Source organism: Sphingomonas sp. CFBP 13603 (assembly GCF_014892665.1).
Taxonomy (GTDB): Bacteria; Pseudomonadota; Alphaproteobacteria; order Sphingomonadales; family Sphingomonadaceae; genus Sphingomonas.
Genome location: NZ_JADBIA010000003.1, coordinates 354,820 through 378,127, shown reverse-complemented (window position 1 = coordinate 378,127; position 23,308 = coordinate 354,820). Strand labels below are relative to the sequence as shown.

20 protein-coding genes are annotated in these 23,308 nt (G+C 66.6%); 9 read left to right on the top strand and 11 right to left on the bottom strand.

Annotated elements, in window-relative coordinates:
* Positions 1 to 5 precede the first annotated feature (5 nt).
* The 4 genes from hisS (at position 6) to IFR23_RS07190 (ending at position 4,814) form a co-directional block, all read left to right on the top strand.
* Positions 6 to 1,256: a histidine--tRNA ligase gene (gene hisS, locus IFR23_RS07205; RefSeq protein ID WP_192975281.1), complete on the top strand. Its 1,251-nt coding sequence runs from the start codon at positions 6 to 8 to the stop codon at positions 1,254 to 1,256.
* Entirely contained in the window at positions 1,253 to 2,326 is a 1,074-nt protein-coding gene (gene prfA, locus IFR23_RS07200) for a peptide chain release factor 1 (RefSeq protein ID WP_056053173.1), read from the top strand. Before hisS ends, prfA begins: the two co-directional genes overlap by 4 nt.
* A gap of 117 nt (positions 2,327 to 2,443) precedes the next feature.
* Positions 2,444 to 3,310: a peptide chain release factor N(5)-glutamine methyltransferase gene (prmC, locus tag IFR23_RS07195; protein ID WP_192975280.1), complete on the top strand. Its 867-nt coding sequence runs from the start codon at positions 2,444 to 2,446 to the stop codon at positions 3,308 to 3,310.
* Positions 3,311 to 3,566: 256 nt separating this feature from the next.
* On the top strand, positions 3,567 to 4,814 hold the full coding sequence (locus IFR23_RS07190) for a DUF4167 domain-containing protein (RefSeq protein ID WP_192975279.1): 1,248 nt from the start codon (positions 3,567 to 3,569) through the stop codon (positions 4,812 to 4,814).
* 175 nt (positions 4,815 to 4,989) lie between these two features.
* On the opposite strand, the gene IFR23_RS07185 is transcribed toward IFR23_RS07190, so the two are convergent.
* Positions 4,990 to 5,310: a hypothetical protein gene (locus IFR23_RS07185; protein WP_192975278.1), complete on the bottom strand. Its 321-nt coding sequence runs from the start codon at positions 5,308 to 5,310 to the stop codon at positions 4,990 to 4,992.
* 71 nt (positions 5,311 to 5,381) lie between these two features.
* On the opposite strand from IFR23_RS07185, the gene IFR23_RS07180 reads away from it, so the two are divergent.
* A complete protein-coding gene (locus IFR23_RS07180; RefSeq protein ID WP_192975277.1) occupies positions 5,382 to 5,807 on the top strand; it encodes a CBS domain-containing protein in 426 nt (141 codons plus the stop codon).
* 113 nt (positions 5,808 to 5,920) lie between these two features.
* Here the strand turns inward: IFR23_RS07180 and IFR23_RS07175 are convergent, their stop codons facing one another.
* The 4 genes from IFR23_RS07175 to xseA form a co-directional block, all read right to left on the bottom strand.
* Entirely contained in the window at positions 5,921 to 6,136 is a 216-nt protein-coding gene (locus IFR23_RS07175) for a hypothetical protein (protein ID WP_192975276.1), read from the bottom strand.
* Positions 6,137 to 6,273: 137 nt separating this feature from the next.
* A complete protein-coding gene (locus tag IFR23_RS07170) occupies positions 6,274 to 7,113 on the bottom strand; it encodes a M23 family metallopeptidase (RefSeq protein WP_192975275.1) in 840 nt (279 codons plus the stop codon).
* Positions 7,110 to 7,310 (bottom strand): DUF2093 domain-containing protein, encoded by a 201-nt coding sequence (locus tag IFR23_RS07165; protein WP_055881745.1) that lies wholly within the window; start codon positions 7,308 to 7,310, stop codon positions 7,110 to 7,112. Before IFR23_RS07165 ends, IFR23_RS07170 begins: the two co-directional genes overlap by 4 nt.
* A gap of 12 nt (positions 7,311 to 7,322) precedes the next feature.
* Positions 7,323 to 8,747 carry an exodeoxyribonuclease VII large subunit gene (gene xseA / locus IFR23_RS07160; RefSeq protein ID WP_192975274.1) on the bottom strand — a complete coding sequence of 475 codons (1,425 nt, stop codon included), beginning with the start codon at positions 8,745 to 8,747 and terminating at the stop codon, positions 7,323 to 7,325.
* On the opposite strand from xseA, the gene purD reads away from it, so the two are divergent.
* The 3 genes from purD to IFR23_RS07145 all read left to right on the top strand — a co-directional run bounded on the left by purD (position 8,746) and on the right by IFR23_RS07145 (position 12,354).
* Positions 8,746 to 10,008, top strand: coding sequence for a phosphoribosylamine--glycine ligase (purD, locus tag IFR23_RS07155; protein ID WP_192975273.1), 1,263 nt, complete (start codon positions 8,746 to 8,748; stop codon positions 10,006 to 10,008). The genes xseA and purD overlap by 2 nt on opposite strands.
* 214 nt (positions 10,009 to 10,222) lie before the next feature.
* Positions 10,223 to 10,993 carry a hypothetical protein gene (locus tag IFR23_RS07150; RefSeq protein ID WP_192975272.1) on the top strand — a complete coding sequence of 257 codons (771 nt, stop codon included), beginning with the start codon at positions 10,223 to 10,225 and terminating at the stop codon, positions 10,991 to 10,993.
* A gap of 170 nt (positions 10,994 to 11,163) precedes the next feature.
* Entirely contained in the window at positions 11,164 to 12,354 is a 1,191-nt protein-coding gene (locus tag IFR23_RS07145; RefSeq protein WP_244655499.1) for an MlaA family lipoprotein, read from the top strand.
* A gap of 421 nt (positions 12,355 to 12,775) precedes the next feature.
* Here the strand turns inward: IFR23_RS07145 and IFR23_RS07140 are convergent, their stop codons facing one another.
* From IFR23_RS07140 to IFR23_RS07130, 3 genes are all read right to left on the bottom strand, one after another.
* A complete protein-coding gene (locus IFR23_RS07140) occupies positions 12,776 to 13,159 on the bottom strand; it encodes a hypothetical protein (RefSeq protein WP_192975271.1) in 384 nt (127 codons plus the stop codon).
* 90 nt (positions 13,160 to 13,249) lie between these two features.
* The gene (locus IFR23_RS07135) at positions 13,250 to 14,749 is read right to left on the bottom strand and encodes a hypothetical protein (protein ID WP_192975270.1); all 1,500 of its coding nucleotides are present in this window, start codon (positions 14,747 to 14,749) and stop codon (positions 13,250 to 13,252) included.
* Positions 14,750 to 15,103: 354 nt separating this feature from the next.
* The gene (locus IFR23_RS07130; protein WP_056063992.1) at positions 15,104 to 16,405 is read right to left on the bottom strand and encodes a hemolysin family protein; all 1,302 of its coding nucleotides are present in this window, start codon (positions 16,403 to 16,405) and stop codon (positions 15,104 to 15,106) included.
* A 195-nt stretch (positions 16,406 to 16,600) separates the two neighbouring features.
* Between IFR23_RS07130 and IFR23_RS07125 the strand changes: the two genes are divergently transcribed.
* Positions 16,601 to 17,275, top strand: coding sequence for an OmpA family protein (locus IFR23_RS07125; protein WP_121905044.1), 675 nt, complete (start codon positions 16,601 to 16,603; stop codon positions 17,273 to 17,275).
* 142 nt (positions 17,276 to 17,417) lie between these two features.
* Here the strand turns inward: IFR23_RS07125 and IFR23_RS07120 are convergent, their stop codons facing one another.
* From IFR23_RS07120 to gltB, 3 genes are all read right to left on the bottom strand, one after another.
* Complete coding sequence (locus IFR23_RS07120) at positions 17,418 to 17,765, bottom strand: tRNA-binding protein (protein WP_192975269.1); 348 nt, start codon at positions 17,763 to 17,765, stop codon at positions 17,418 to 17,420.
* Entirely contained in the window at positions 17,752 to 18,426 is a 675-nt protein-coding gene (locus IFR23_RS07115) for a glutathione S-transferase family protein (RefSeq protein ID WP_187504475.1), read from the bottom strand. The genes IFR23_RS07120 and IFR23_RS07115 overlap by 14 nt, the downstream gene beginning before the upstream one ends.
* 365 nt (positions 18,427 to 18,791) lie before the next feature.
* On the bottom strand, positions 18,792 to 23,306 hold the full coding sequence (gene gltB, locus IFR23_RS07110) for a glutamate synthase large subunit (protein ID WP_192975268.1): 4,515 nt from the start codon (positions 23,304 to 23,306) through the stop codon (positions 18,792 to 18,794).
* Between the last annotated feature and the right edge of the window lie 2 nt (positions 23,307 to 23,308).

Genomic DNA, 23,308 nt, shown 5'->3' with positions numbered 1-23,308 from the left:
GCATCATGGCTAAGATTGAAACCCCGCGCCGCATCCGTGGCACCCAGGACATTTTCGGCGACGAGCAGCGCCGGTTTGCGCATGTCCTGTCGACGTTCGAACGCGTGCGGGCGCTGTATTGCTTCCAGCGCGTCGATATCCCGGTGTTCGAGTCGACGGCGGTGTTCGCGCGCTCCCTCGGCGAGACGACCGACGTCGTGTCGAAGGAGATGTACACGTTCGAGGATCGCGGCGGGGACTCGCTGACGCTCCGCCCTGAGTTCACTGCCGGTATTGCGCGCGCGTACCTTACCGAAGGCTGGCAGCAGTTCGCGCCGCTGAAGCTCACCACCAGCGGGCCCGTGTTCCGCTACGAGCGCCCGCAAAAGGGGCGCTTCCGTCAGTTTCACCAGATCGACGCCGAGGTGATCGGGGCGGCTGAACCAGCGGCGGACGTCGAGCTGCTCGTGCTCGCGGACCAGTTGCTGCGCGAACTCGGGATTTCCGAGGGCGTGACGTTGCAGCTCAACACGCTGGGCGACGCCGCGACACGCGATGCGTGGCGCGAGGCGCTGGTCGCGCATTTCGAGGCGCACCGTGGAGAGTTGTCCGAGGACAGCCTGACGCGGCTCGAAAAGAACCCGATGCGCATCCTCGACTCGAAGGACCCGCGCGACCGTCCGATTGCCGACAGCGCGCCAGATATCGACGCGTATTTGACGCCCGAGGCGCGTGCGTTCTTCGAAGCGGTCACCGCCGGGCTCGATGCGGCAGGCGTCGCATGGGAGCGCAACGCGCGGCTGGTCCGCGGCCTCGATTATTACCGCCACACCGCGTTCGAGTTCGTGACCGACCGGTTGGGCTCGCAGGGGACTGTGTTGGCTGGTGGGCGCTATGACGGGCTGATCGGCTCGCTTGGCGGGCCCGAGACGGCCGGCGTGGGCTGGGCTGCGGGTGTCGAGCGGTTGGCTATGTTAATCGATGAGCCAGTGGGAGATGTGCTGGAAATTGCGGTAGTGGCTGAAGCCGAGGAGTCGTCATCGGCGGTCATCAGCTTGACTGCTAAATTGCGGAGGGCTGGCTTCACGACGGAACCGTTTCTCTCAGGCAGTCCAAAGAAGCGGTACGAACGGGCGCTTAAGCGTTCGCCAGCGCATATCATCGCCTATGCCCGCAATGGTGAAGGCTTCAGTCGAACCAGCCGAACCTTGCAGGAAGGGCTCGTCGATCAGGACCGACTGCATTCGGTCCTCATTCAGTACGACGAGATCGCATGACCCAGATCTCCCCCGACCGCATTCGCGCGATCGAGGCGCGACGTGACGAGCTCCAAGCGCTGATGTCGACCGGCGATCTCCCCTCGGATCGCTTCGTCGCGGTATCGAAGGAATATGCCGAGCTCGAACCCGTCGCCCAAGCCGCCACCGAAGTGCGCCGGCTACGGCAGGAGGCGGAGAGCCTCGCGTTCATGGCCGAGGATGCCGACGACGAGCTCCGCGCGATGGCGTCGGACGAGCTGCACGAGAACCGCACGCTCCTCGAGACCGCGGACCGCAAACTCGCGCTCGCGCTGTTGCCGCGCGATTCCGCCGACGAGCGCTCGGCGATGCTCGAAGTCCGCGCCGGCACCGGTGGCGACGAGGCGGCGCTGTTCGCGGGCGACCTGTTCCGGATGTACCAGCGCTATGCCGAATCGCAGGGCTGGCGGGTCGAGATGATCTCCGGTTCGTCGTCCGACGCGGGCGGCTTCAAGGAAGTCGTCGCCAGCGTCACCGGGCAGGGCGTGTTCGCCAAACTCAAGTTCGAGAGCGGCGTGCACCGCGTCCAGCGCGTGCCGACCACCGAGGCCGGCGGCCGGATCCACACCTCGGCGGCGACCGTCGCGGTGCTGCCCGAGGCGGAGGAGGTCGACGTCAAGATCGACGACAAGGACCTCCGCATCGACGTCTATCGCTCGTCGGGCCCGGGCGGCCAGTCGGTCAACACGACCGACAGCGCGGTGCGGATCGTCCACATCCCGACCGGCTTGACCGTGATCCAGCAGGACGAGAAGTCGCAGCACAAGAACAAGGCCAAGGCCCTCCGCGTGCTCAGGACGCGGCTGTACGAGGCGGAACGCGACCGTTTGCATGCCGAGCGGGCAGGCGCGCGGAAATCGATGGTCGGCTCGGGCGATCGCTCGGAGCGGATCCGGACGTATAATTTCCCGCAAGGCCGCGTGACCGATCACCGCATCAACCTGACGCTGCATCGCCTGCCGGAGATCGTCGCAGGCGAGATGGACGAACTGATCGGCGCGCTGGTCGCGCAGGACGAAGCGGACCGCCTGGCGCAGCTGGATGGGTGAGCGTTCCTACTTCCCCCCCTCCCGCAAGCGGGAGGGGGCCGGGGGGTGGGCTCGCGGCTGGTTCCAAACGGGCGTTGCGTTCGGGGCTTCCGACTCATCGCAGCCGGTGCGCCCGCGGTGAGCGCGTGCCCACCCCCCAACCCCCTCCCGCAAGCGGGCGGGGGGGTAAGTACAGCGCTTGCCACCGCGGCTGCGCAGTTCGCGTTCTCCCCCACCCCGCGCCTCGACGCGGAACTTCTGATGGCGCACGCGCTCGGCGTCGAGCGCAACGCGATCCTTCTCGACCCCGATCGCTACGCCGTCCCCGAGACCTTCGCTGCGCTCGTCGAACGTCGCCTCAACCACGAGCCGATCGCCTACATAACCGGCACCCGCGGCTTCTGGTCGATCGACCTCGCCGTCGGCCCTGGCGCACTCGTCCCTCGCGCCGACAGCGAAACACTCCTGATCGCCGCCCAAGCGCACTTCGCCGGCCGCGCCCCCGCGACAATACTCGACCTCGGCACCGGCCCCGGCACCCTACTTCTCGCCGCGCTCGACGAATGGCCCGCGCAAGGCCTCGGCGTAGACTATTCCCCCCAAGCGCTCGCCTACGCCCGCGCCAACGCCGCAACCCTCGGCATGGCCGACCGCGCGCACTTCATCCGCGGCAGCTGGGCCAGCGCGATCGTCGGCGAGTTCGACCTGATCCTCGCCAACCCGCCCTACATCGCTACCAACGAGCAACTCCCGCCCGAAGTCCAGAACCACGAACCCCACGCCGCGCTCTTCGCCGGCTCAGACGGGCTCGACGACTACCGCATCCTCGCCGAGCAGCTCCCCGCGCTGATCGCCCCCGGCGGCGCGGCGGTCATCGAGATCGGCTCGACACAGGCTCCCCCCGTCACCACGTTGCTCGAAGCGCGAGGTCTGCACGTCGCGCTCCACCACGACTATGGCGGCAACGCGCGTGCGTTAGTGGCAACCCACGCCCCCGCGACTTGAACAATATGGCGCTAAACCTCACATTTCGCTTGTAGTAGGTCCCTTGCGGCCGCTATCACGTGGGCAGGGGCACGCACTCTCGACGATTGGTCGGTTTAGAGCGATGACCCGCATCCTTCGCTTTGAGGTCGCTGCAGTCCGGCGGCCCTGGCAAGTTCGACGCACCGATCTCGTCTAGATCGTCGGTGCGCGACGGGGGTTTGCACCGCATTTCGGAGCACGACCAGATTTTGGTTCGACGACTGAGGACACAAGCTTGATCAACAACCGGCAAGCCGGCCGCCGTCGCGGTCGTGGCAACAATAATAATGGCGGCGGCGGTAGTGGTGGCGGTCAACGCCAGGGTGGCGGCGGCGGCCAGGGTGGTCGCGATACCGGCAACCGCATCGACAGCCGCGCGCGCGGCAACGCGAGCCAGCTGTACGAGAAGTACAAGAACCTCGCGCGCGACGCGCAGCAGCAGGGCGACCGCGTCAACATCGAATATTACCTCCAGTTCGCGGATCATTATTTCCGCGTCCTGAGCGAAACCCGCGCCCGCTTCGAAGAGAGCCAGCCGCAGGCGCAGCAGCAGCCGCGCCGCCAACAACCGTTCGATCTCGACGGCGACGACGATTACGGCGACGAGGGCGAACCGATCCGCTCCGGCGAGCAGCAGGGTACGCCCGAGCAGGTTCGTGGCGAGCAGAATGGCGGCCAGCAGAACGGCCAGTACCAGAACGCGCCCCGCCAGAATCGTGAGGGCCAGAATCGTGAGAACCAGGCTCGCGACAACCAGAACCGCGAGGACCGCCCTCAGCGTGAAGATCGACCGCAGCGCGAAGAGCGTCCGCGGTACGAGAACAATCGTTATGAAGGCCAGCGTAACGAGGCGCAGCCGCGCAATGAGGGCCAGCGCGAAGACCGCGTCCGTGGCGACAACCCGCGCAACCAGCGAAACGCCCCGCGTGACGCTCAGCCGCGCGACGACCGCAACGGCGAAGAGCAGGGCCAGGCTCGCGAAGCGCAGGCCCGCGAGAACCAGGCTCGTGAGAACCAGCCCCGCGACGAGCAGGTCCGCGAACCTCGCAGCGATTACCGCGATGCGCCGCAGCGTGAGACGATCCGCCGCACGCCCCGCGTGAGCGCACCGGTCGCCAACGCCAACCAGGATTCGGAAGCCGATGCGGTCCGTTCGGTAACCGAAACCACTGAGCAGGCCACTCAGCCAGCCGAAGCCGTCGAGACGACGACGCCCGTCGCCGCGACCGAGGAACAGCCCCGCCGTCGCGGTCGCCCGCGTCGCGATCGCAGCCTCGACGCTCCTGTCGCGCAGGACGAAGGCGCGCCGACGGCGTTCGACGCGGATCGCCTGCCGCCATCGCTCGGGATCTCGGCAACCGTCGCGCCGACGCCAGCGCCGACCCCGGCAACCGAAGCGGCTCCGGCCGCCGACGTCGCCGTCGAGGAAAAGCCCCGCCGCCGCCGTGTTCGCGCGGTGCCGGACGAAGTCCAGGCAGGCTGATTCCATCGCCCCGGATCACTCCGGGATGGCGAAGGCTTGAGAAAGGTCGGTACTGCGTCGAGCGGTACCGACCTTTTTTATGTTCGGATCAGGCGCGAGGCAGGTACCGGTCCCGGCCAGAGCAGGGGTACGGGCAGGGGGCCAGTATCAGGTCATGCGATCGCTCGCCGTCCGCTCACTCGATCCGCGCGACGTCCTCGTCATGCCCGCTTCCCGAACTGAGGAACGCGAGCCCCATCAGCAGTCCGGCCATCATCACCGATCCGCCGACTCCGCCGATCACCGCCAACATCGTCACCAGATGCAGCGGCCCCTGGAGGTGCGCCATCGCCATGATCACCGCCGCGACGCAGATCGCCGCGGCCAGCACCATCCACGCCATGATCCCGCGAAACCGTGCCCACGCGAACGCGGCATAATGTGGATCGTCGAGCCCGACCGGTGAGCGGTCCGACGGTTCTGGCGGCAGTCCGGGCGTAGGCGCGCGATCGGTCATAGCTTCCCATTGCCGCGCAAACATGGTTTCCTCAACCCACGCGCACCAGACGCAAGTGAGGAGAGGCGAAGATGACGATCGCGGCGATCCTGAAGGACAAGGGCGACATACAATCGCTGGCACCGGACTCTACGGTGGCCGAGGCGGTGGCGCTGCTTGCGGAGAAGCGGATCGGCGCCGCGCCGGTGCTCGATGGCGGCCGCGTCGTCGGTATCTTCTCGGAGCGCGATGTGATCCATTGCTTGCAGTCCGATGGTGCAGCGGCGCTGGAACGGCGGATCGGTGACGTGATGACCACCGCGGTGAAGTCGATCGGTCCCAACGAGTCGGCGATCGGGGCGTTGTCACTGATGACCCGGCGGCGAATCCGGCACCTTCCGGTGATCGAGGGCGACGTGCTGGTCGGGTTCGTGTCGATCGGCGACCTCGTCAAATACCGCATCGACCGGATCGAAGCCGACGCCGCGGCGATGCGCGAATATATCCAGTCCGCGTGACATGAGGAATTGAACCCGGGCTTGTTCGCCATGCAGCGGGTCTTTCTTGGCACGCCGGCGGCATGACGGACGTGGTCGGCAGTCGCATCCGATGAAGTCGGCATCGGAGAACATCACGCGGCATAACGACCGTCACCGGGTCGTCGCGCCTCGCCAAGGCCGGCCAGCGCGTCGAGTACGGGACGGAGATAGCGTATCAGGCCGCGCCGCCCACTGTGCCGCGGGATCGAGGCTCGACGGATCAATTCCGATCGCCAACCGTCACTTGGACCGACGACGTCGCCGAGCGTCAGGCGACGCGAGCAGCGATGGCGGATGGCATCGAGCACACGACGCGCTCGAGGGCGGTGAACTTGGCTCGTGGTAAAGTATCGCGCAGAATCGAAACGAGCTGGTTGCGTATTACTGCGCGCGTGAGGCGCGTTGCGCACGCTCGATACGCTCGCCGGGTAGAACCAGCCGCGCGTTATCGCATCGGTTCTGCGACCAGCATCGGATCGAGCTTGGCGTCGGTCCAGCGGAGCGCCCAGTGAAGATGGGGACCAGTCGCGCGGCCGGTCATGCCGACTGCACCGATCGGCTGACCTTTTGTCACATGGTCGCCGAGCTTCACGTCGATCCGCGAGAGGTGCAGGAATGCGCTATTCAGGCCCATGCCATGGTCGAGCATCAGGAGGTTGCCCTCCAGCGTGAAGGGGTGATCGGCGGCGAGGATGACGACGCCGTCGGCCGGGGCGGTGACGATCGCACCGGTGGGTTTCGCGATGTCGGTGCCCGAATGATAGCTGCCGGGTTCGCCCTTGTAGATGCGCTGCGATCCAAACAGCCCGGAGATGCGACCTGTTGCGGGCCATGCGAAAACTTGGCGCCAGCCCTGGGCGTCGGTGGTGCGTGCGCGCGCGGCGACGATCTGGGCGAGTTCGGGGGGGCGGAGTTTCGCGAAGACCGGGTCGGGCGCGGGAAATTTGGGGAGCGTGTCGAGGCGCTCGATCCGCCACGCCCGCGGCGCGATCGTCAAAGGCTGGGATATGGTGCGACCGTCGGCAAGCGTGGCCGTCAGTGTCGCTTGCGACCCCGCATCGCGGTCGAAGCCGGCGATGAAGCGGCCGTCGGGGGAGAGCGCGATCGGCTTGCCGTTCAGCGTGAGCGTGCGCGTACCGGCGGGGGCGGTGCCGAGGATCAGCCCGCCTTGGCTCAGCGTGCCGGTCCAGCGGAAGGCGGACTGGACCGCGGTATTCGAGGGCGGTGCTTGCTGGGCGGCGGCACCGGATGCAGCCAGCAGGACGAGCACCGCCGCGCGGATCATCGTGGGGCCATCGCTTCGCTGGCGGCGGCGGCGGTGGCGTAGGCCTCCTGGCGCGCAACGCTCCAGTAGCGCAGGTCTTCGAGCGCGATACGGTGGCCGGTGGCGGCGCAGGCGACGTGGTCGCCGGGGCTAAGCACGCGGAAACCGTTGGCCATATAGTGCAGGCGCGCGGCGCGGTCGGAGTTGGACATCAGCATGGCAGGTCTTCTCTACAGCAGGGTCGGCTGGCGCGGCGCCGGATCAGGCGCGGGCTTTGCCTTGGGGGGAGCATAGGTTTTGGCGGCGGGGCGCTCAAGGCCGGTGTCCGTCACCGCGTCCACCACGCCGTCGCGGAAGTGGAGCGTCAACGTGCCCGCATCGCGAGCCGACGTCGCCGAGGCGAGCGTCTCGCCGCCTGGACGCGCAGTGACGCGGGCATAGCCGCGGTCGAGGATCGCGTCGGGGTTGAGCGACTGAACCAGGCGCCACGTCGCGTCGAGCTGCGCGCGTTTCGCTTCGAGCTTGCGCTCAAGCGTAGCGGGACGGAGTGCGGCACCCGAGCGATCGAGACTGCCGCGCGCGAGAGTAAGCCTACGCTCCAGCCCGCGATCCAGACGCTGGCCAAAGTCGTCCGCGCGCTGGCGCTGAGGCCCGAGCAACTGGTCGCGCTTTGGCAGCAACCGCGCCAACGCATCGAGCCGCTCGCGACCACGCTCGACGTGGCGGCGCGCGCAGCGCTCGGTACGGTTGCGGTGGCTGTCGATCGTCAACCGCAGGTCCGCGAGCACCGGCACCGCGATCTCGGCCGCCGCGGTCGGCGTCGGCGCGCGCAGGTCGGCGGCGAAATCGCACAAGGTCGTATCGGTCTCGTGCCCGACCGCGGAAATGATAGGGATCGTGCAGGCGGCGACCGCGCGGACCACGACCTCCTCGTTGAACGACCACAGATCCTCGACCGAACCACCGCCGCGCGCGACGATGACGAGGTCGGGTCGCGGCACCGGGCCGCCGGGGACGATCGCGTCGAACCCGCGGACCGCTGCAGCGATCTCGGCGGCGGAGCCCTCGCCCTGCACCTTGACCGGCCAGACGATGACGTGCGTCGGGCAGCGATCCTCGAGCCGGTGGAGGATGTCGCGGATCACTGCGCCGGTGCCCGAGGTGACGACGCCGATCACCTTCGGCATGAACGGCAGGCGCTTTTTCCGCGCGCCGTCGAACAGCCCTTCGCCCGCAAGCTTCGCTTTCAGTTTCTCCAGCAACGCCATCAGCGCGCCGGCGCCGGCCAGCTCCATCCGTTCGATGACGATCTGGTATTTCGAGCGGCCGGGATAGGTGGTGAGCTTGCCGGTCGCGATCACCTCGATGCCGTCCTGCGGTACGAAGGCGAGGCTCGACGCATTGCCCTTCCAGATGACGCCGTCGATCACCGCCTGGTCGTCCTTGAGCGACATGTAGCAATGCCCGGACGCGACGCGTTTCCAGCCCGAGATCTCGCCGCGCAGGCGGACATGGCCGAATTCGCCCTCGACCATCCGCTTCAGCTTGAACGCCAGTTCGCCGACCGACATGGCGAGTGCGTTGTCGCCGGGGACTTGCTCGGCTACCAGCCGGCCCATGTCGCTGGACAATTCATCGGAAAAGGGATCGGGCATGAACGTCCTGCTGCTGGGCTCGGGGGGGCGCGAACATGCGCTCGCGTGGAAGCTGGTGCAATCTCGCGGCCTCGATACGCTGTATGCCGCGCCGGGCAACCCCGGGATCGCGCGCGTTGCGACGCTCGTGCCGCTCGATGCGACGGATCACGCCGCCGTCGTCGCGTTCGTGCGCGAACATGAGGTCGGTCTGGTCGTGATCGGACCCGAGGCGCCGCTGGTCGACGGGCTGGCGGACTCGCTGCGCGCGGCCGACGTTCCGGTGTTTGGGCCGTCGAAGGCGGCGGCGCAGTTGGAGGGGTCGAAGGGCTTCACCAAGGATCTGTGCCTTCGTGCCGGCATCCCGACCGCGGGCTATGTCCGTGTGAAGAGCCGCGAAGAGGCGGATATCGCGCTTGCCCGGACCTTCTCGTTGCCGGTCGTCATAAAGGCGGACGGCCTCGCCGCCGGCAAGGGCGTGGTGATCGCGTTCAGCGCGGCCGAAGCCGATGCCGCGCTCGACGCGCTGTTCGCCGAGGGGGAAGCCGAGGCGGTAATCGAGGAGTTCCTTGAGGGCGAGGAGGCGAGCCTCTTCGTGCTGACTGATGGCGTGTCGCTGATGCCGTTCGGCTCTGCGCAGGACCACAAGCGCGTCGGCGAGGGCGATACCGGGCCGAACACCGGCGGGATGGGCGCGTACAGCCCTGCGCTCGTGCTGACGCCCGCGCTGGAGAAGCGCGCGATCGACGAGATCGTTGCGCCGACCGTCGCTACGATGGCGTCGGAAGGCATGCCGTTCTCGGGCGTGCTGTACGCGGGACTGATGCTGACGCCGCAGGGGCCCAAGCTGATCGAATATAATGCGCGGTTCGGCGATCCAGAGACGCAGGTGCTGATGATGCGCTTCCAGGGTGACCTGCTCGCGACGATGCTGGCGACCGCGGAAGGACGGCTCGGCGAGATGCCCGCTGCGCAGTTCAGCGACGAGACCGCGCTGACGGTGGTAATGGCGGCGGAGGGGTATCCGGGGACTCCCAAGGCCGGTGGCGCGATCGTCGGGCTGGACTCGGCGCGGGCCGCGGGCGGCACGGTATTCCATGCGGGCACGCGGCTGGAAGATGGCGGGCTGGTCGCATCGGGCGGGCGCGTACTCGCCGTGACCGCGACCGGCGACGACGTCGCGACGGCGCAGGCGAACGCCTACCGCGCGGTCGAGGCGATCGACTTCGCGGAAGGCTTCTACCGCCGCGACATCGGCTGGCGCGAGATCGCGCGCGGGTAACGAGATCGCGCGCGGGTGATGCGTCTCGATCCTCCCCCGCCAGGGGGAGGTGGCTGGCTCTGCCAGACGGAGGGGGAGGTAGGCAAAACCCCTGTTCCGTTTCCTCCGCCTCCGTCACCTTCGGCGACACCTACCCCTTGCGGGGGAGGATCGTCAGGTGCGAGCCAGCCGATTTGATCTCGCCGCCCGCAGCGCGCGGCGCTACGGTATGGCAATGAACGAAACTTCCGCGACCTCCGCCTCGGGCCTGAGCCTGCTCCCCGACGGCATCGCCACGCTGACAGCGATCCACTTCACGATCATCGCCGTAGTCGCGATCCTCGTCGTGATCGGGCTGATCTGGGGCATCCGGGCCAAGCGCAGCCGCACCAAGGCCGCGCACGACGTGATCGCCAACGCCGAGGAGGCCGGCGTTCCGCCCGAGCCGGTCTCGGCAAAACCACCCGAGCCGATCGCGGCGAAACCAGAGATCGAGCCAAGCAAGGCCGAGCAATCCCAGGTGCAGACGCAGGCGCCAATCGCGCCGTCTGCGCCGCCCCCGACTGCACCCGTGCGCAGTGCGCCCGAACCTACGCCCGTCTTGCGCGACGACGATGCGCCGGAATCGCACGCCCCTGTGGCCGACGAACCGATCGCCGCCGCGTCGCCCCTGGAGGCAAACCCAGCAACCGAAACTGCCGCACCCGCACCCGTAGCGCTGCCCGAAGAGGCGCCGATCGCACCTGCAGTACCGGCGCAGTCCTATGCGGACGGCCCCGTCACGCAATTGAAGGGCCTCGGTCCGAAGGTTGCGGCACAGCTTGGCGCGCTCGGCGTCGCGACGGTCGGCGAGATGGCGGCGCTGTCGGACAGCGAGGCGCAGCGCATCGACGCGCAGCTTGGCAACTTCACCGGCCGGATGAGCCGCGATCGCTGGATCGAGCAGGCGCGGTTGCTGGCGGCTGGCGACAAGGCCGGCTTCGAAGCGGTGTTCGGCAAGCTCTGAGCGAGGCCTTCGCGCGAGACGACCCACGCCGGGATCGCCGCGCGATCGGTTAACCGCGATCCGCACGCGCGGATGACGATTGGCTCTATGCTCCACGCGCGCCGACGGGCATGTCAGGCGCGTCGCATCTCGATGTAGGAGAGCGGCCGATAACAGGGCGATGAGTGCACATGCTGGTAACGATGAGCGCAATGCTGTTGACGGCTGCCCCCGTTCACGTGGCAGCCGTACCGATCGCGTTGCCCGGCGACGCCGCGCGCGTGGCGCTGCCCGGCGCGGTGCTGTCGCCATTTTCCAACGACTTCCCGGACGCCGCGTCGATGGCGGTGTCGCCGCTTGCCCTGGCCGCGTCGCTTCCGGCGATCGAGATTTTCGCGCAGGGGCTGCCGACGCAGGACATTCGGCCGGTCGGTCCCGCCCCGTTGGGGACGCCGCCTGCCGAGCGGGCGCATAACGACATCGTCGTTACCGGCCGCAAGGAGAGCGCGGGCGATCCGCTGCGCGCGGTCAACGCCGAGTCGTTCGCGGTGACGCAGAAGGTCGACGACGCGGTGATCGGTCCGGTCGCGCGGACCTACAAGAAGACCGTGCCGAGCCCTATTCGGCGCGGCATCCACAATTTCCTCTACAATCTGCGCGAGCCGATCGTCTTCCTCAACTTCCTGCTCCAGTTCAAGCCGGGCAAGGCAGCGGAGACGGTCGGGCGGTTCGCGATCAACACGACGATCGGCGTGGCCGGCGTGCTCGACATGGCCAAGAAGAAGCCGTTCCACCTGCCGCGACGGTCGAACGGGTTCGCCAACACGCTCGGCTATTACGGGGTCAAGAACGGCCCCTTCCTGTTCCTGCCGCTGGTCGGACCGACGACGATCCGCGACCTGCTGGGCGGTGCGGTCGACCGCCTGATCCTGCCGGTCGCGATCGGCAAGCCGTTCACCAGCACGGCGTACGCGATCCCCGCGGGTATCCTGGGTGCGCTCGATCACCGGTCGGAATTCGACCAGACGCTGAAGGACCTGCACGACAACTCGCCAGATCCGTATGCAGCGACGCGCGCCTTCTATCTCAACCGGCGACAGGCGGAGATCGACCATCTCCACGGGCGGGTCGAGGGCGATCCGGCGGGGATGTCAGGGCCGCCGCCGAGCGTGGTGCCGTTTGTGCCGAGCGACCTGGAGCCTGGGGCGAGTACGATGTCGCGTGCCCCCGCGGAGGGCGTGATCGGGGCTGAAGGACCTTCGACGGCGACTCCGATCGGCGCTGGTTCGGCGCCTGTTGGCGAGGCACCCCTGGTCGGGTCCCCGGCCACCACCGGCGCAACGACTTCGATGCCCGCTCCGAAGTCGATCACCACACCCTGATCCGCAGCGGACTTGGGTGTTCAACCCGCCGCCCACCTTCGTTAGCGGAGTGCCGTCTTCGGATCGCCCGAGTACCGAGCACGGTTCGATGCGCGCATGAATGAGGGCGGCTCCGTTCTGGGGCGGGGCTGGTTCGGAAAGCCTCGACACGCAGGGCTGTTACGGCTTCAGCCACCGCGACCATGACTACCGTCGCGCCCGCAGAACGCAGCAGCGCTGGAGTCCGAAGAGGAGCAGGCGACGCTCACCGGCGCGGTTCGCGCGGAGATGCGAGACCGGCCGCGCGCGCACGAGTCGTTCCGGAGCCTATCCGCCTTCAAGCCTTTCCAGCATACCACGTCCCCTCAAATCGCCGCCGTACGCACGCCCTGACACGCACATCCCGGTACGAGCGCTTCTGGCCGCGTGGTTCGGGCGAACGCTATTGGGCGGCTTGCGGTAATCCGAGCAGCGGCGCGAGCAGCTGGGGAACGTCGGCCACGGCATCGGCCCCGCGCTGCGTTTGCGATCCTGCGAGCGAGAATGCATGCGGACGATCTTGCTCGTCCTGGGTTTCTATCAGGTAGCCGGGAAGATCGGCACCGAGCGATGCGCCGGTTCCGGTTCCAGCGGACTGTGCCGCAATCAGTTGACTGCAGGCCGCGTCCATCAGCGCGCTTCCCTGCGCGTCGAGGATGCGGCGATCGAGATCGATCAACGGCGGCATCGCGACATTCCCGGCGATCCCTCCGATCTGCGTCACGCGCAGCTTGGTACACTTGCCGGTCACGTTCGCTTTCCTTCCTGTCGTCGATGCCGCGCCCACCGGAATGTCCGATATGGGCGCGGTCGCGGGCGATAGGCTACACGCTGCCAGCACGGGAACGCAGATGAATCCTGCGCCCCGTGCCATCGATCACTCCGCCGCAATCAGTTCGGGCAGGGCGTGATCGCCGCCAAAACCACCACGAATTTCCGCGAGTTCCCTGTCGAGCAGCGCCGGGGTGACACTATACTCGCGCCGGCGAAGCGTTCCGCAGCATCCCGATCGATCCTGCAATCCGGTATTCATCACGGTGAGATGCGGATGATCGATCGCGTCCAGTGTCGTGTCATCGTCGATGTCCAGGTCGAGGGGAACCGCGGAGACCACGACCTCGCGCAACGTGAAGCGATTGCGGATGAAGTTGCGGTATTGGACCGGCTTGCCGTCCGCCGCCACAACCGTCAGCATAGCGTTGACGACATGCGCGAAGGTCGCGTTGCTCGCCGGCGCCGCCTGGATTGCGCGCAGGATCACCGTGAACAGATATTGCGCGGTCTTGAGCAGCGTATGCGCTTCGTCCTCCTTGTCGATATGCCGATCGAACTCGAACATGTCCGCCAGCACATCGTAGATGCCGCCCGTAAACACCTGGCTGAGATCATGGACCTCCGCGGTCACCTCGCTCAGCTTCTTGTTGTTGTCGGCATTGCGCAGCCCGTTGTCTCGGCCGAGTGCCAGGCCGAATTCCTCTGCGACGTCCGACAGGAACGATTTGCCGTGGAGGTTGGCCTTGGTCTGAACGATCAACGCCTCGACCTGATCGAGTTGAGCCAAGGCTGCGAAGATCGCGAGCAGATCGCCGAACGATTCATGCAACGCACCGGTCTGGGGATTCGAACTCGCGCCGATCCAGTCGGGCTTGAGCGAGTCGAGCACGGCATGCCCCGCTTCGTGCGCGACGATGTCGAACGAGCGAACCGTATAGACGATCGGCGCAGGTGCAGGCGCACCCGGCTTGTTGAAGTAGAAAAACTTCAGCGCCTTGTCTGTCCGGCTGTAATAGGCGTTCATCGTCACGCCGGCGCGTGGATGGACGGTGATCGGATCGGTGTTGCTGCCGGTATTCCATTGCCATTTGATCGTCCCGCCCAGCGCGCGCTGGCACATCGTCAGCGCCTGATGGACGACAGTGAAACCCTGCACCGCATCGAACGCTTCGGTGCCCGGCGTCTGGATGAAATCGCTCATGCTGTTCGGGCTGACCGGAGCGACTCCGGCCATGCCGATACGCGCACTCTTCGGCCCGGTGGTGATCAAGCCGCGCAGGAAGACCTTGCGGGCGCCGATCTCGGCGACGGTGGGGTCCTGTTTGTAGATCAAGGCGCGCGACCCGAAGAGGATCGGCAGTGGAAACGGGATTGGAAACGGGCGCAGGATGGGGCCGCCCGCCGCATCCGTGTCGACGACCTTCAGCCCCGCCCTCGGCGATTCGCCGTCCACCAAGCCGTCGATCGGGCGGACGAGTTCGAGCGCCGGTCTGGCCAGCTGCCGTCCCGCATTGGATCGCGCGGACGCCACGTTGAATTCTCGCGTCGGTGTCGGAATGAACGCCGCTGGTAAAACGGCTTCGGTGTCGATCGTATCGGTCACGTGCCCTCTCCCTTGTTTGCGGCAGAGTTTTTCTGCCGATCGAAGTCGCAGGCAAATATCGCAAACACGATCGTCCTGACCCAACAAGACAGCGCTTCGACTCGACCCTGACGTTCAATACACGGGTGATACCGGAGGAATGACCGGATCGTAACGGAAAAGCCGGTAGATTTGATATCTACCTGGAGAAAATTATCATCCGACCATTTTATGTGAATCTATAGATGATGGACTATAGTCACCGTCAATCACGATCGATGCATATTCGATGTCAACTCGACGAAGACTGCCGCACACCGCGGATCAGAAGTTCTTTGCAAGGCAATCAGCAGTCGCCCGTGCAAACCGCCGTGCCTAGACTTCGCTCACCAACAACTTGTCGATGCGGCGGCCGTCGAGGTCGACGATCTCGAACTTCCAGCCCTGTTCGACGAAGCTCTCGCCCTCGCCAGGCAGGTGACGGAACACCGACAGCGCGAGGCCTGCGACGGTCGCGTAGTCGCGGTCCTCGGGAAGGTCGATGCCAAGACGATCGGCAAGCGAATCCGCCGCCATCGTGCCCGCCACCAGCAACGAGCCGTCGTCGCGCACTACGACCGACGGCGCATCGTCCGGATCGGAGTCCGACTTGAACTCGCCGGCGATCGCCGCGAGCAGATCGGCCGGCGTGACGATGCCTTCGAAATGGCCGTATTCGTCGTGGATCAACGCCATCGGCACCTCGGCTTCGCGCAGCGCCAGCAGCGCGTCCATCGCGTCGATCTGGTCGATCACCACCGGCGCTTTGCGCATCAGCGCGCGCAGGTCGATCGGCTCGCCGCGGAACAGCGCCGCGGCGATGTCGCGCGCCTGGACGACGCCCTTGACCGTATCGATCGAGCCTTCGCCTACCGGCAGGCGGGTATGCTGCGATGCGAGCAGCGTCTCGCGAATCTCGTCGGGCCCCCAGTCGCAGTCGAGCCAGTCGATCTCGGTGCGCGGCGTCATCACCTCGCGGACCGGGCGATCCGCGAGGCGGACGACTCCCGAGATGATCGAGCGCTCATGCTCCTCGATAATGCCGGACTTCGACGCCTCGGCGACGATCATGTGGAGTTCTTCGGCGGTGACGTGCTCTTCCGATTCGCGGTTCAGGCGAAGCGCGCGGAAGATCAGCGCGCTGGTCGAATCGAGCACCCAGACGATCGGCGCGGTGCCGATCGCGAGCCAGCGCATCACCGGCGCCATGAACGACGCGATCGCCTCGGGCGCACGCAGCGCGAACTGTTTCGGCACGAGCTCGCCGATGATCAGCGACGCATAGGTCGTCAGGCCGATGACGATCGCGAACCCGGCGGTCTCCGCAGTCGACGCGGACAGGCCCCACGCCTGCAACCGGGCGGCGGTCGGCATGCCCAGGCTCGAGCCCGAATAGGCACCCGCGAGGATGCCGATCAGCGTGATGCCGATCTGGACGGTCGAGAGGAACTTGCCCGGGTCGGCGGCGAGCACGAGCGCGGCGCGCGCGCCCTTCTTGCCCGAGCGTGCCATCGCCTCGAGCCGCGCCTTGCGCGCGGAGACGATCGCGAGTTCGCTCATCGCGAACACACCGTTCAACGCGACGAGCGCGAGGATGATCGCGACGTCGATCCAGGGGAAGGGGGGAAGCGGTGCCATTGGCTCACGCGCTCTTTGCAGGACAACGGTCCGTCGCACAACCGTCCTTGCACGTGCGGTGGTGCATACTCGACATCGGAACGCGAAGATGGTCAGGCTCGGTTCAGTGCGCAGGCGGAACAATCGTCGCGACACCGGGTTATCGGGCGTATCGGGCGCAAAGCCGTCACCCATCATGTCTCAGGGAGATTATCTATGAAAACCAAGATGTTCGCAGGCGCTGCACTCGCGGCACTGATCGCCACCAGCGGCTGCACCACCGATCCGGAGACCGGTCGCCAGACGATTTCCAAGACCGCGCTGGGCGGCATCGGCGGCGCGCTTGGCGGCTATCTGCTCGGCGACGTGGTCGGTGGTCGGCATGACCGGACCGAGAAGCTGCTCGGCGCGGGCATCGGCGGTCTCGCGGGTGCGGGCATCGGCGCGTACATGGACAAGCAGGAGCGCGACCTGCGCGCGCGGACCGCGGGCACCGACGTGCAGGTGATCCGCCAGGGCGACGATCTGGTGCTCAACATCCCGTCGGGCATCACCTTCGCGTATGACAGCGCCAACGTGCAGCCGCAGTTCCAGCGCACGCTGGACCAGGTTGCCGACACGCTGGCACAATACAACCAGACCTATGTCGACGTGTACGGCCACACCGATTCGACGGGCAGCGATGCATATAACCAGACGTTGTCGGAGCGGCGCGCGCGTTCGGTCGCGGATTATCTGTCGGGTCACGGCGTACAGGCGGCACGCATCGGTACGCGCGGCTATGGCAAGACGCAGCCGATCGCGTCGAACGACACCGATGCCGGGCGCGCTGCGAACCGTCGCGTCGAGGTGAAGATCGTGCCGATCACGCAGAACGACCTGCGCCAGTAAGGGCCTCGGTTGATCCTCCCCCGCCAGGGGGAGGTATCGCCGAAGGTGACGGAGGGGGAGGGCCCCGGAACAGCCGATTCGCGTTCCTCCCCCTCCGACTGGCAAGCGCCAGCCACCTCCCCCTGGCGGGGAGGATTATTGTTTAGAACAGCCGGCCGCCGTTCGGGACCGGTCCGGTCGGCGAGATCAGCACGACCTTGCCGTCCGCATCGGGGAAGCCGAGCGTCAGGACTTCCGACATCATCGGGCCGATTTGACGCGGCGGGAAGTTGACTACCGCGGCGACCTGACGGCCGACCAAAGTCTCCGGCGTATAATGCTCGGTGATCTGCGCGGACGAGCGCTTCACGCCGATCTCCGCACCAAAATCGATCCGCAGCTTGATCGCGGGTTTGCGCGCCTCGGGGAAGGCTTCGGCCTCGACGATCGTGCCAACGCGGATGTCGACCTTCTCGAAGTCCGGATACGCGATCACCTCAGAAATCGACATTGTCGTAGTGCGCCGGGGGTGAGATCAGCTCCATCCGTTCGGACAGCAGCGGGCGGAAGCTCGGGCGACTCTTGAAGCCGCGATACCAGCGTGCGGTCTGGTCATGACCCTTCCAGTCGATCCCGCCAAGATAGTCGGTGACCGATATCTGCGCGGCAGCAGCCAGATCGGCGAGGCTCATCGTCGCGCCGCCCAGCCAGTTCCGGTGATCGAGCAGGTAATCCATATAATCGAGATGCCCGACCGCGGCCTTCATCGCCTCCCGCAGGCCCTTCGCATCGGGCGCGGCGCGGTGCGCGAGACGCTTGACCATGCGCTCGTGGAGCAGCGGCCCGGTGACGTCGCGGTAGAAATGCGTGTCGAACCACGTGACCAGCCGGCGGATTTCCGCGCGGTTGGTCGCGGTGCCGTTGATCATCGCCGCCTTCTCGACGGTTTCCTCGAAGAATTCGCAGATCGCCATCGAATCGATGAGGGGGGCGACGCCGCGCGACGCGTCGACCATCACCGGGGTCTGGCCGGCGGGGTTCATGTCCATGAACTCGTCGCGGCGGTCCCAGGGCGATTCGCGCACGAGTTCGTAGCCGACCCCCTTCTCGCCCAGCAGCAGGCGCACCTTTCGTGAGAAGGGACACAGGGGGAATTGATAAAGCTGCCACATGCCATCCGTTTAGGCGGTGGGGGGCGGCTGTGTCACTAGCGCGGGTTGGGTGGGGCTGCGTTTGTGGCAATAAGATTTTGTTCGCGCAGAGGCGCAGAGGCGCAGAGAGCGCGGAGGTGTTGCGCTTGTCGCGAAGCGCGCATTTCTCCAACGGGCGTTGGAGTGCAAGCAGCCCGTACCGGGCGAGCCCCCCTCCGCGTCCTCTGTGCCTCTGCGCGAAACCAACTTACTACTTTTGCTACACCACCCCGGCGAAGGCCGGGGCCCAATTGGAAAGGTCGCAGTAACGGAGCCCTGTCCTTCGTTAAGGACGTCCCCCAATTGGGCCCCGGCCTTCGCCGGGGTGGTGTTTGTGTGGCGTCGCTTTACTCCGCCGCGACCAGTTCCGCGCTGTCGTCGAGCGGGTGGCTCAGGCGCGTCAGCATTTCCTTCGGCACGATCTGCCAGAAATGCGAAGCCACGCGGTCCCAATCTTCGAGCAGGCCCTTCGACCATTTGCTGTCGGTATGGTCCGCATGATCCCGGACCAAGTCGAGTAGCACGTCGGCCCAGTGCAGCGACTTCACGCGGTCCCAGGTGATGTTCTCGGGGTTGGCGCGCTTCGCGAACACGCCGTCGGGATCGTAGACGAACGCCATCCCGCCGGTCATCCCAGCGCCGAAGTTCGCGCCGACCGCGCCGAGCACCACGGCGATGCCGTTGGTCATATACTCGCACCCGTTCGCGCCGCAGCCTTCGACGACCACGATCGCGCCCGAATTGCGGACCGCAAAGCGCTCGCCCGCCTGCCCCGCCGCGAACAGCCGGCCCGACGTCGCACCATAGAGCACGGTGTTGCCGATGATCGTGTTGTCCTGGCTCGCCAGCGGCGAACTCACCGCCGGGCGGACGATGATCGTGCCGCCCGAGAGCCCCTTGCCGACATAGTCGTTCGAATCGCCGAACACTTCCAAGGTGATGCCCTTGCACAGGAACGCGCCGAGCGACTGGCCCGCCGACCCGCGCAGCCGGATCGTCACGTGGTTGTCGGCCAGCGTCGACATCCCGAACTTCCGCGTGATCTCGCTCGACAGCCGGGTACCAACCGCGCGGTGCGTGTTGCGCACCGAATAGGTCAGCTGCATCTTCTCGCCGCGCGAGAACACCGCCGACGCGTCCTTGATGATCTGCGCGTCGAGACTGTCGGGGACTTCGTTGCGGAAGGTCGAGAGCGAGAACCGGCGCTGCGAATCGTCGGCATCGACCTTCGCCAGGATCGGATTCAGATCGAGATCGTCGAGATGCTCCGCCCCGCGGCTGACCTGCCGCAGCAATTCGGTGCGACCGATCACGTCGTCGAGGCTCTTCACGCCGAGCCGCGCGAGGATGTCGCGGACTTCCTCGGCGATGAAGGTCATCAGGTTGATCACCTTCTCGGGCGTGCCGACGAACTTCTGGCGGAGCGCGTCGTTCTGCGTGCAGATGCCGACCGGGCACGTGTTCGAATGGCATTGCCGCACCATGATGCAGCCCATCGCGACCAGCGACAGCGTGCCGATCCCGAACTCTTCCGCGCCGAGGATCGCGGCGATGACGATGTCACGCCCCGTCTTCAGCCCGCCATCGGTGCGCAACCGCACGCGACCGCGCAGGCCGTTGAGCGTCAGCACCTGGTTGACCTCCGACAGACCCATTTCCCACGGCGTGCCGGCATATTTGATCGACGTCTGAGGCGACGCACCCGTGCCGCCGACATGGCCAGCGATCAGGATCACGTCGGCATGCGCCTTCGCGACACCCGCCGCGACGGTGCCGATACCCGCCGACGAGACCAGCTTTACGCAGACACGGGCGCGCGGGTTGATCTGCTTCAGGTCGTAGATGAGCTGGGCGAGATCCTCGATCGAGTAGATGTCGTGGTGCGGCGGCGGCGAGATCAGCGTCACGCCAGGCGTCGCATGGCGCAGCTTGGCGATGAACTCGGTGACCTTGAAGCCGGGCAGCTGGCCGCCCTCGCCGGGCTTGGCGCCCTGTGCGACCTTGACCTCGATCTCCTCGCACGCGTTCAGATATTCCGCCGTCACGCCGAACCGGCCGCTCGCGACCTGCTTGATCGACGAGTTGGCGTTGTCACCGTTCGCATACGGCACGAAGCGCGATTTATCCTCGCCGCCCTCGCCCGACACAGCCTTCGCGCCGATCCGGTTCATCGCGATCGCCAGCGTCTCGTGCGCTTCCGGCGACAGCGCGCCGAGCGACATGCCCGGCGTCACGAAGCGCTTCCGGATCTCGGTAATCGCCTCGACCTGATCGACCGGAACGCCTTCCGCGGGGAAGTTGAACTGGAGCAGATCGCGCAGATACACCGGCGGCAGGTCGGACACGCCGCGCGAGAATTGCAGATAGCTCGTATAGCTGTCGGTCGCGACCGCGGTCTGGAGCAGGTGCATCAGCTGTGCGGAATAGGCGTGCGTCTCGCCGGTATGGCGCTGGCGATAGAAGCCGCCGATCGGCAGCGTGGCGACCGCCGGGTCGAACGCCGCTTCGTGGCGATCGGTCGCGTTGACGTGGAGCGACTTATAGCCCTCGCCGCTGATCTTGGCAGGCATGCCGGGGAACAGGTCGTTCACCAGGCTGCGCGACAGGCCGACCGCCTCGAAATTATAGCCACCGCGGTAGGACGAGATGACCGCGATGCCCATCTTCGACATGATCTTGAGCAGCCCCTCCTCGACCGCGACACGGTGGCGGCGGAGGCATTCGGCGAGGTCGAGATCGCCGAACAGCCCGCGCGACTGGCGATCGACGATCGCGGCTTCGGCGAGATAGGCGTTCACGGTGGTCGCACCGACGCCGATCAGCACGGCATAATAATGCGTGTCGAGGCATTCGGCCGAGCGGACGTTGATCGACGCATAGGAGCGTAGGCCACGGCGAACGAGGTGCGTGTGGACGGCGGCGACCGCGAGCACGCCGGCGATGCCGACACGGTCTTCGCTGATCGCTTCGTCGGTCAGGAATATCTCGCTCTTGCCCTGGCGGACGGCTTGCTCCGCTTCGTTGCGGATCCGCTGGATCGCCGCGCGGAGCTTCTCGGGGCCGCCGCCGACGTCGAACGTGCAGTCGATCTCGGCGACCGCGTTACCGAAATGCGCCTTCAACCGCGACCAATGCTCGCCCGTCAGTACCGGCGAATCGAGCACCAGCACGCGCTCGCGCTGGTCGCGGACGTCAAGGATGTTGGCGAGATTGCCGAACCGCGTCTTCAGCGACATCACGTGGCGCTCGCGCAACGGATCGATCGGCGGGTTGGTGACCTGCGAGAAGTTCTGGCGGAAGAACTGGCTGATCAGGCGCGGCTTGTCCGAGATCACCGCGAGCGGCGTGTCGTCACCCATCGATCCGATCGCTTCCTTGGCGGATTCGACCATCGGCGACAGGATCAGCTCCATGTCCTCCATCGTCTGCCCCGCCGCGACCTGGCGACGGGCTAGTTCGGCGCGGTCGTAGCGGACGATCGCGTCCTCGACCGACGGCAGGTCGGCGAGCGTGTGGAATTCGCCGATCATCGCGGCGTAATCCGCCTCGCCGGAGATGCGATCCTTCACTTCGCGATCCTGGAGCAGGCGCCCTTCGTCGAGGTCGACCGCGATCATTTCGCCCGGTCCGAGCCGTCCCTTGGCGACGATCGTCGATTCGGGAACGACGACCATGCCGCTCTCGGACCCGACGATCAGCAGGCCGTCGGAGGTCAGCGTATAGCGGAGCGGACGCAGCGCGTTGCGGTCCATGCCCGCGACCGCCCAGCGGCCATCGGTCATCGCCAGCGCGGCGGGGCCGTCCCACGGCTCCATCACGCTCGCGAGATACTGGTACATCGCGGTATGCTCGAGCGGCATGTCCGGGCTGGCGGCTTCGGGCACCAGCATCAGCTTGGCGGTCGGCGCATCGCGGCCCGAGCGGCAGATCGCCTCGAACACGGCATCTAGCGCGGCGGTGTCGGACGCACCGGCGGGGATCACCGGCTTGATGTCCTCCGAATTGTCGCCGAACGCGAGGCTCGCCATGCGGATCTCGTGGGAGAGCATCCAGTTCTTGTTGCCGCGGATCGTGTTGATCTCGCCGTTATGCGCGAGGCAGCGGAACGGTTGCGCCAGCCACCATTGCGGGAAGGTGTTGGTCGAATATCGCTGATGGAAGATCGCGACGCGGCTTTCGAAGCGCTGGTCGCACAGGTCCGGGTAGAAGACGGACAGCGATTCGGCGAGGAACAGCCCCTTGTAGATGATCGAGCGGCACGACAGCGAACAGATGTAGAAGCCCTGGATCTGCGCCGCGATCACGCGCTTCTCGATCCGGCGGCGGACGAGATACAGCGTCTTCTCGAACTCAGCGGCGTCCTGTTCCTCGGGCAAGGGCCCGGCGATCATGATCTGCTCGATCTCGGGGCGCGTCGCCTGCGCCTTCTGGCCGATCACCGACACGTCGACGGGCACCTGGCGCCAGCCATAGATGGTGTAGCCCGCCTCGATGATCGCGCTCTCGACGATCGTCCGGCAATCCTCCTGCGCGCCGAGGTCGGTACGGGGGAGAAAGATCATGCCGACGGCCAACCGGTTCGGGCGCACCTTGTGGCCCGACGCGGCGACCGCATCATCGAAGAAGCGCAACGGCAGGTCGATGTGGAGGCCCGCGCCATCACCGGTCTTGCCGTCCGCATCGACCGCGCCGCGGTGCCACACGGCTTTCAGCGCATCGACCGCGGACTGCACGACGCGGCGCGACGCGCGGCCATCAGTGGCGGCGACGAGGCCCACACCGCACGCGTCGCCCTCGAATTCGGGGCGGTACATGCCGTGCTCGGCGAGACGGGCGCGTTGATCGGTGATGAAATCGGTCATCG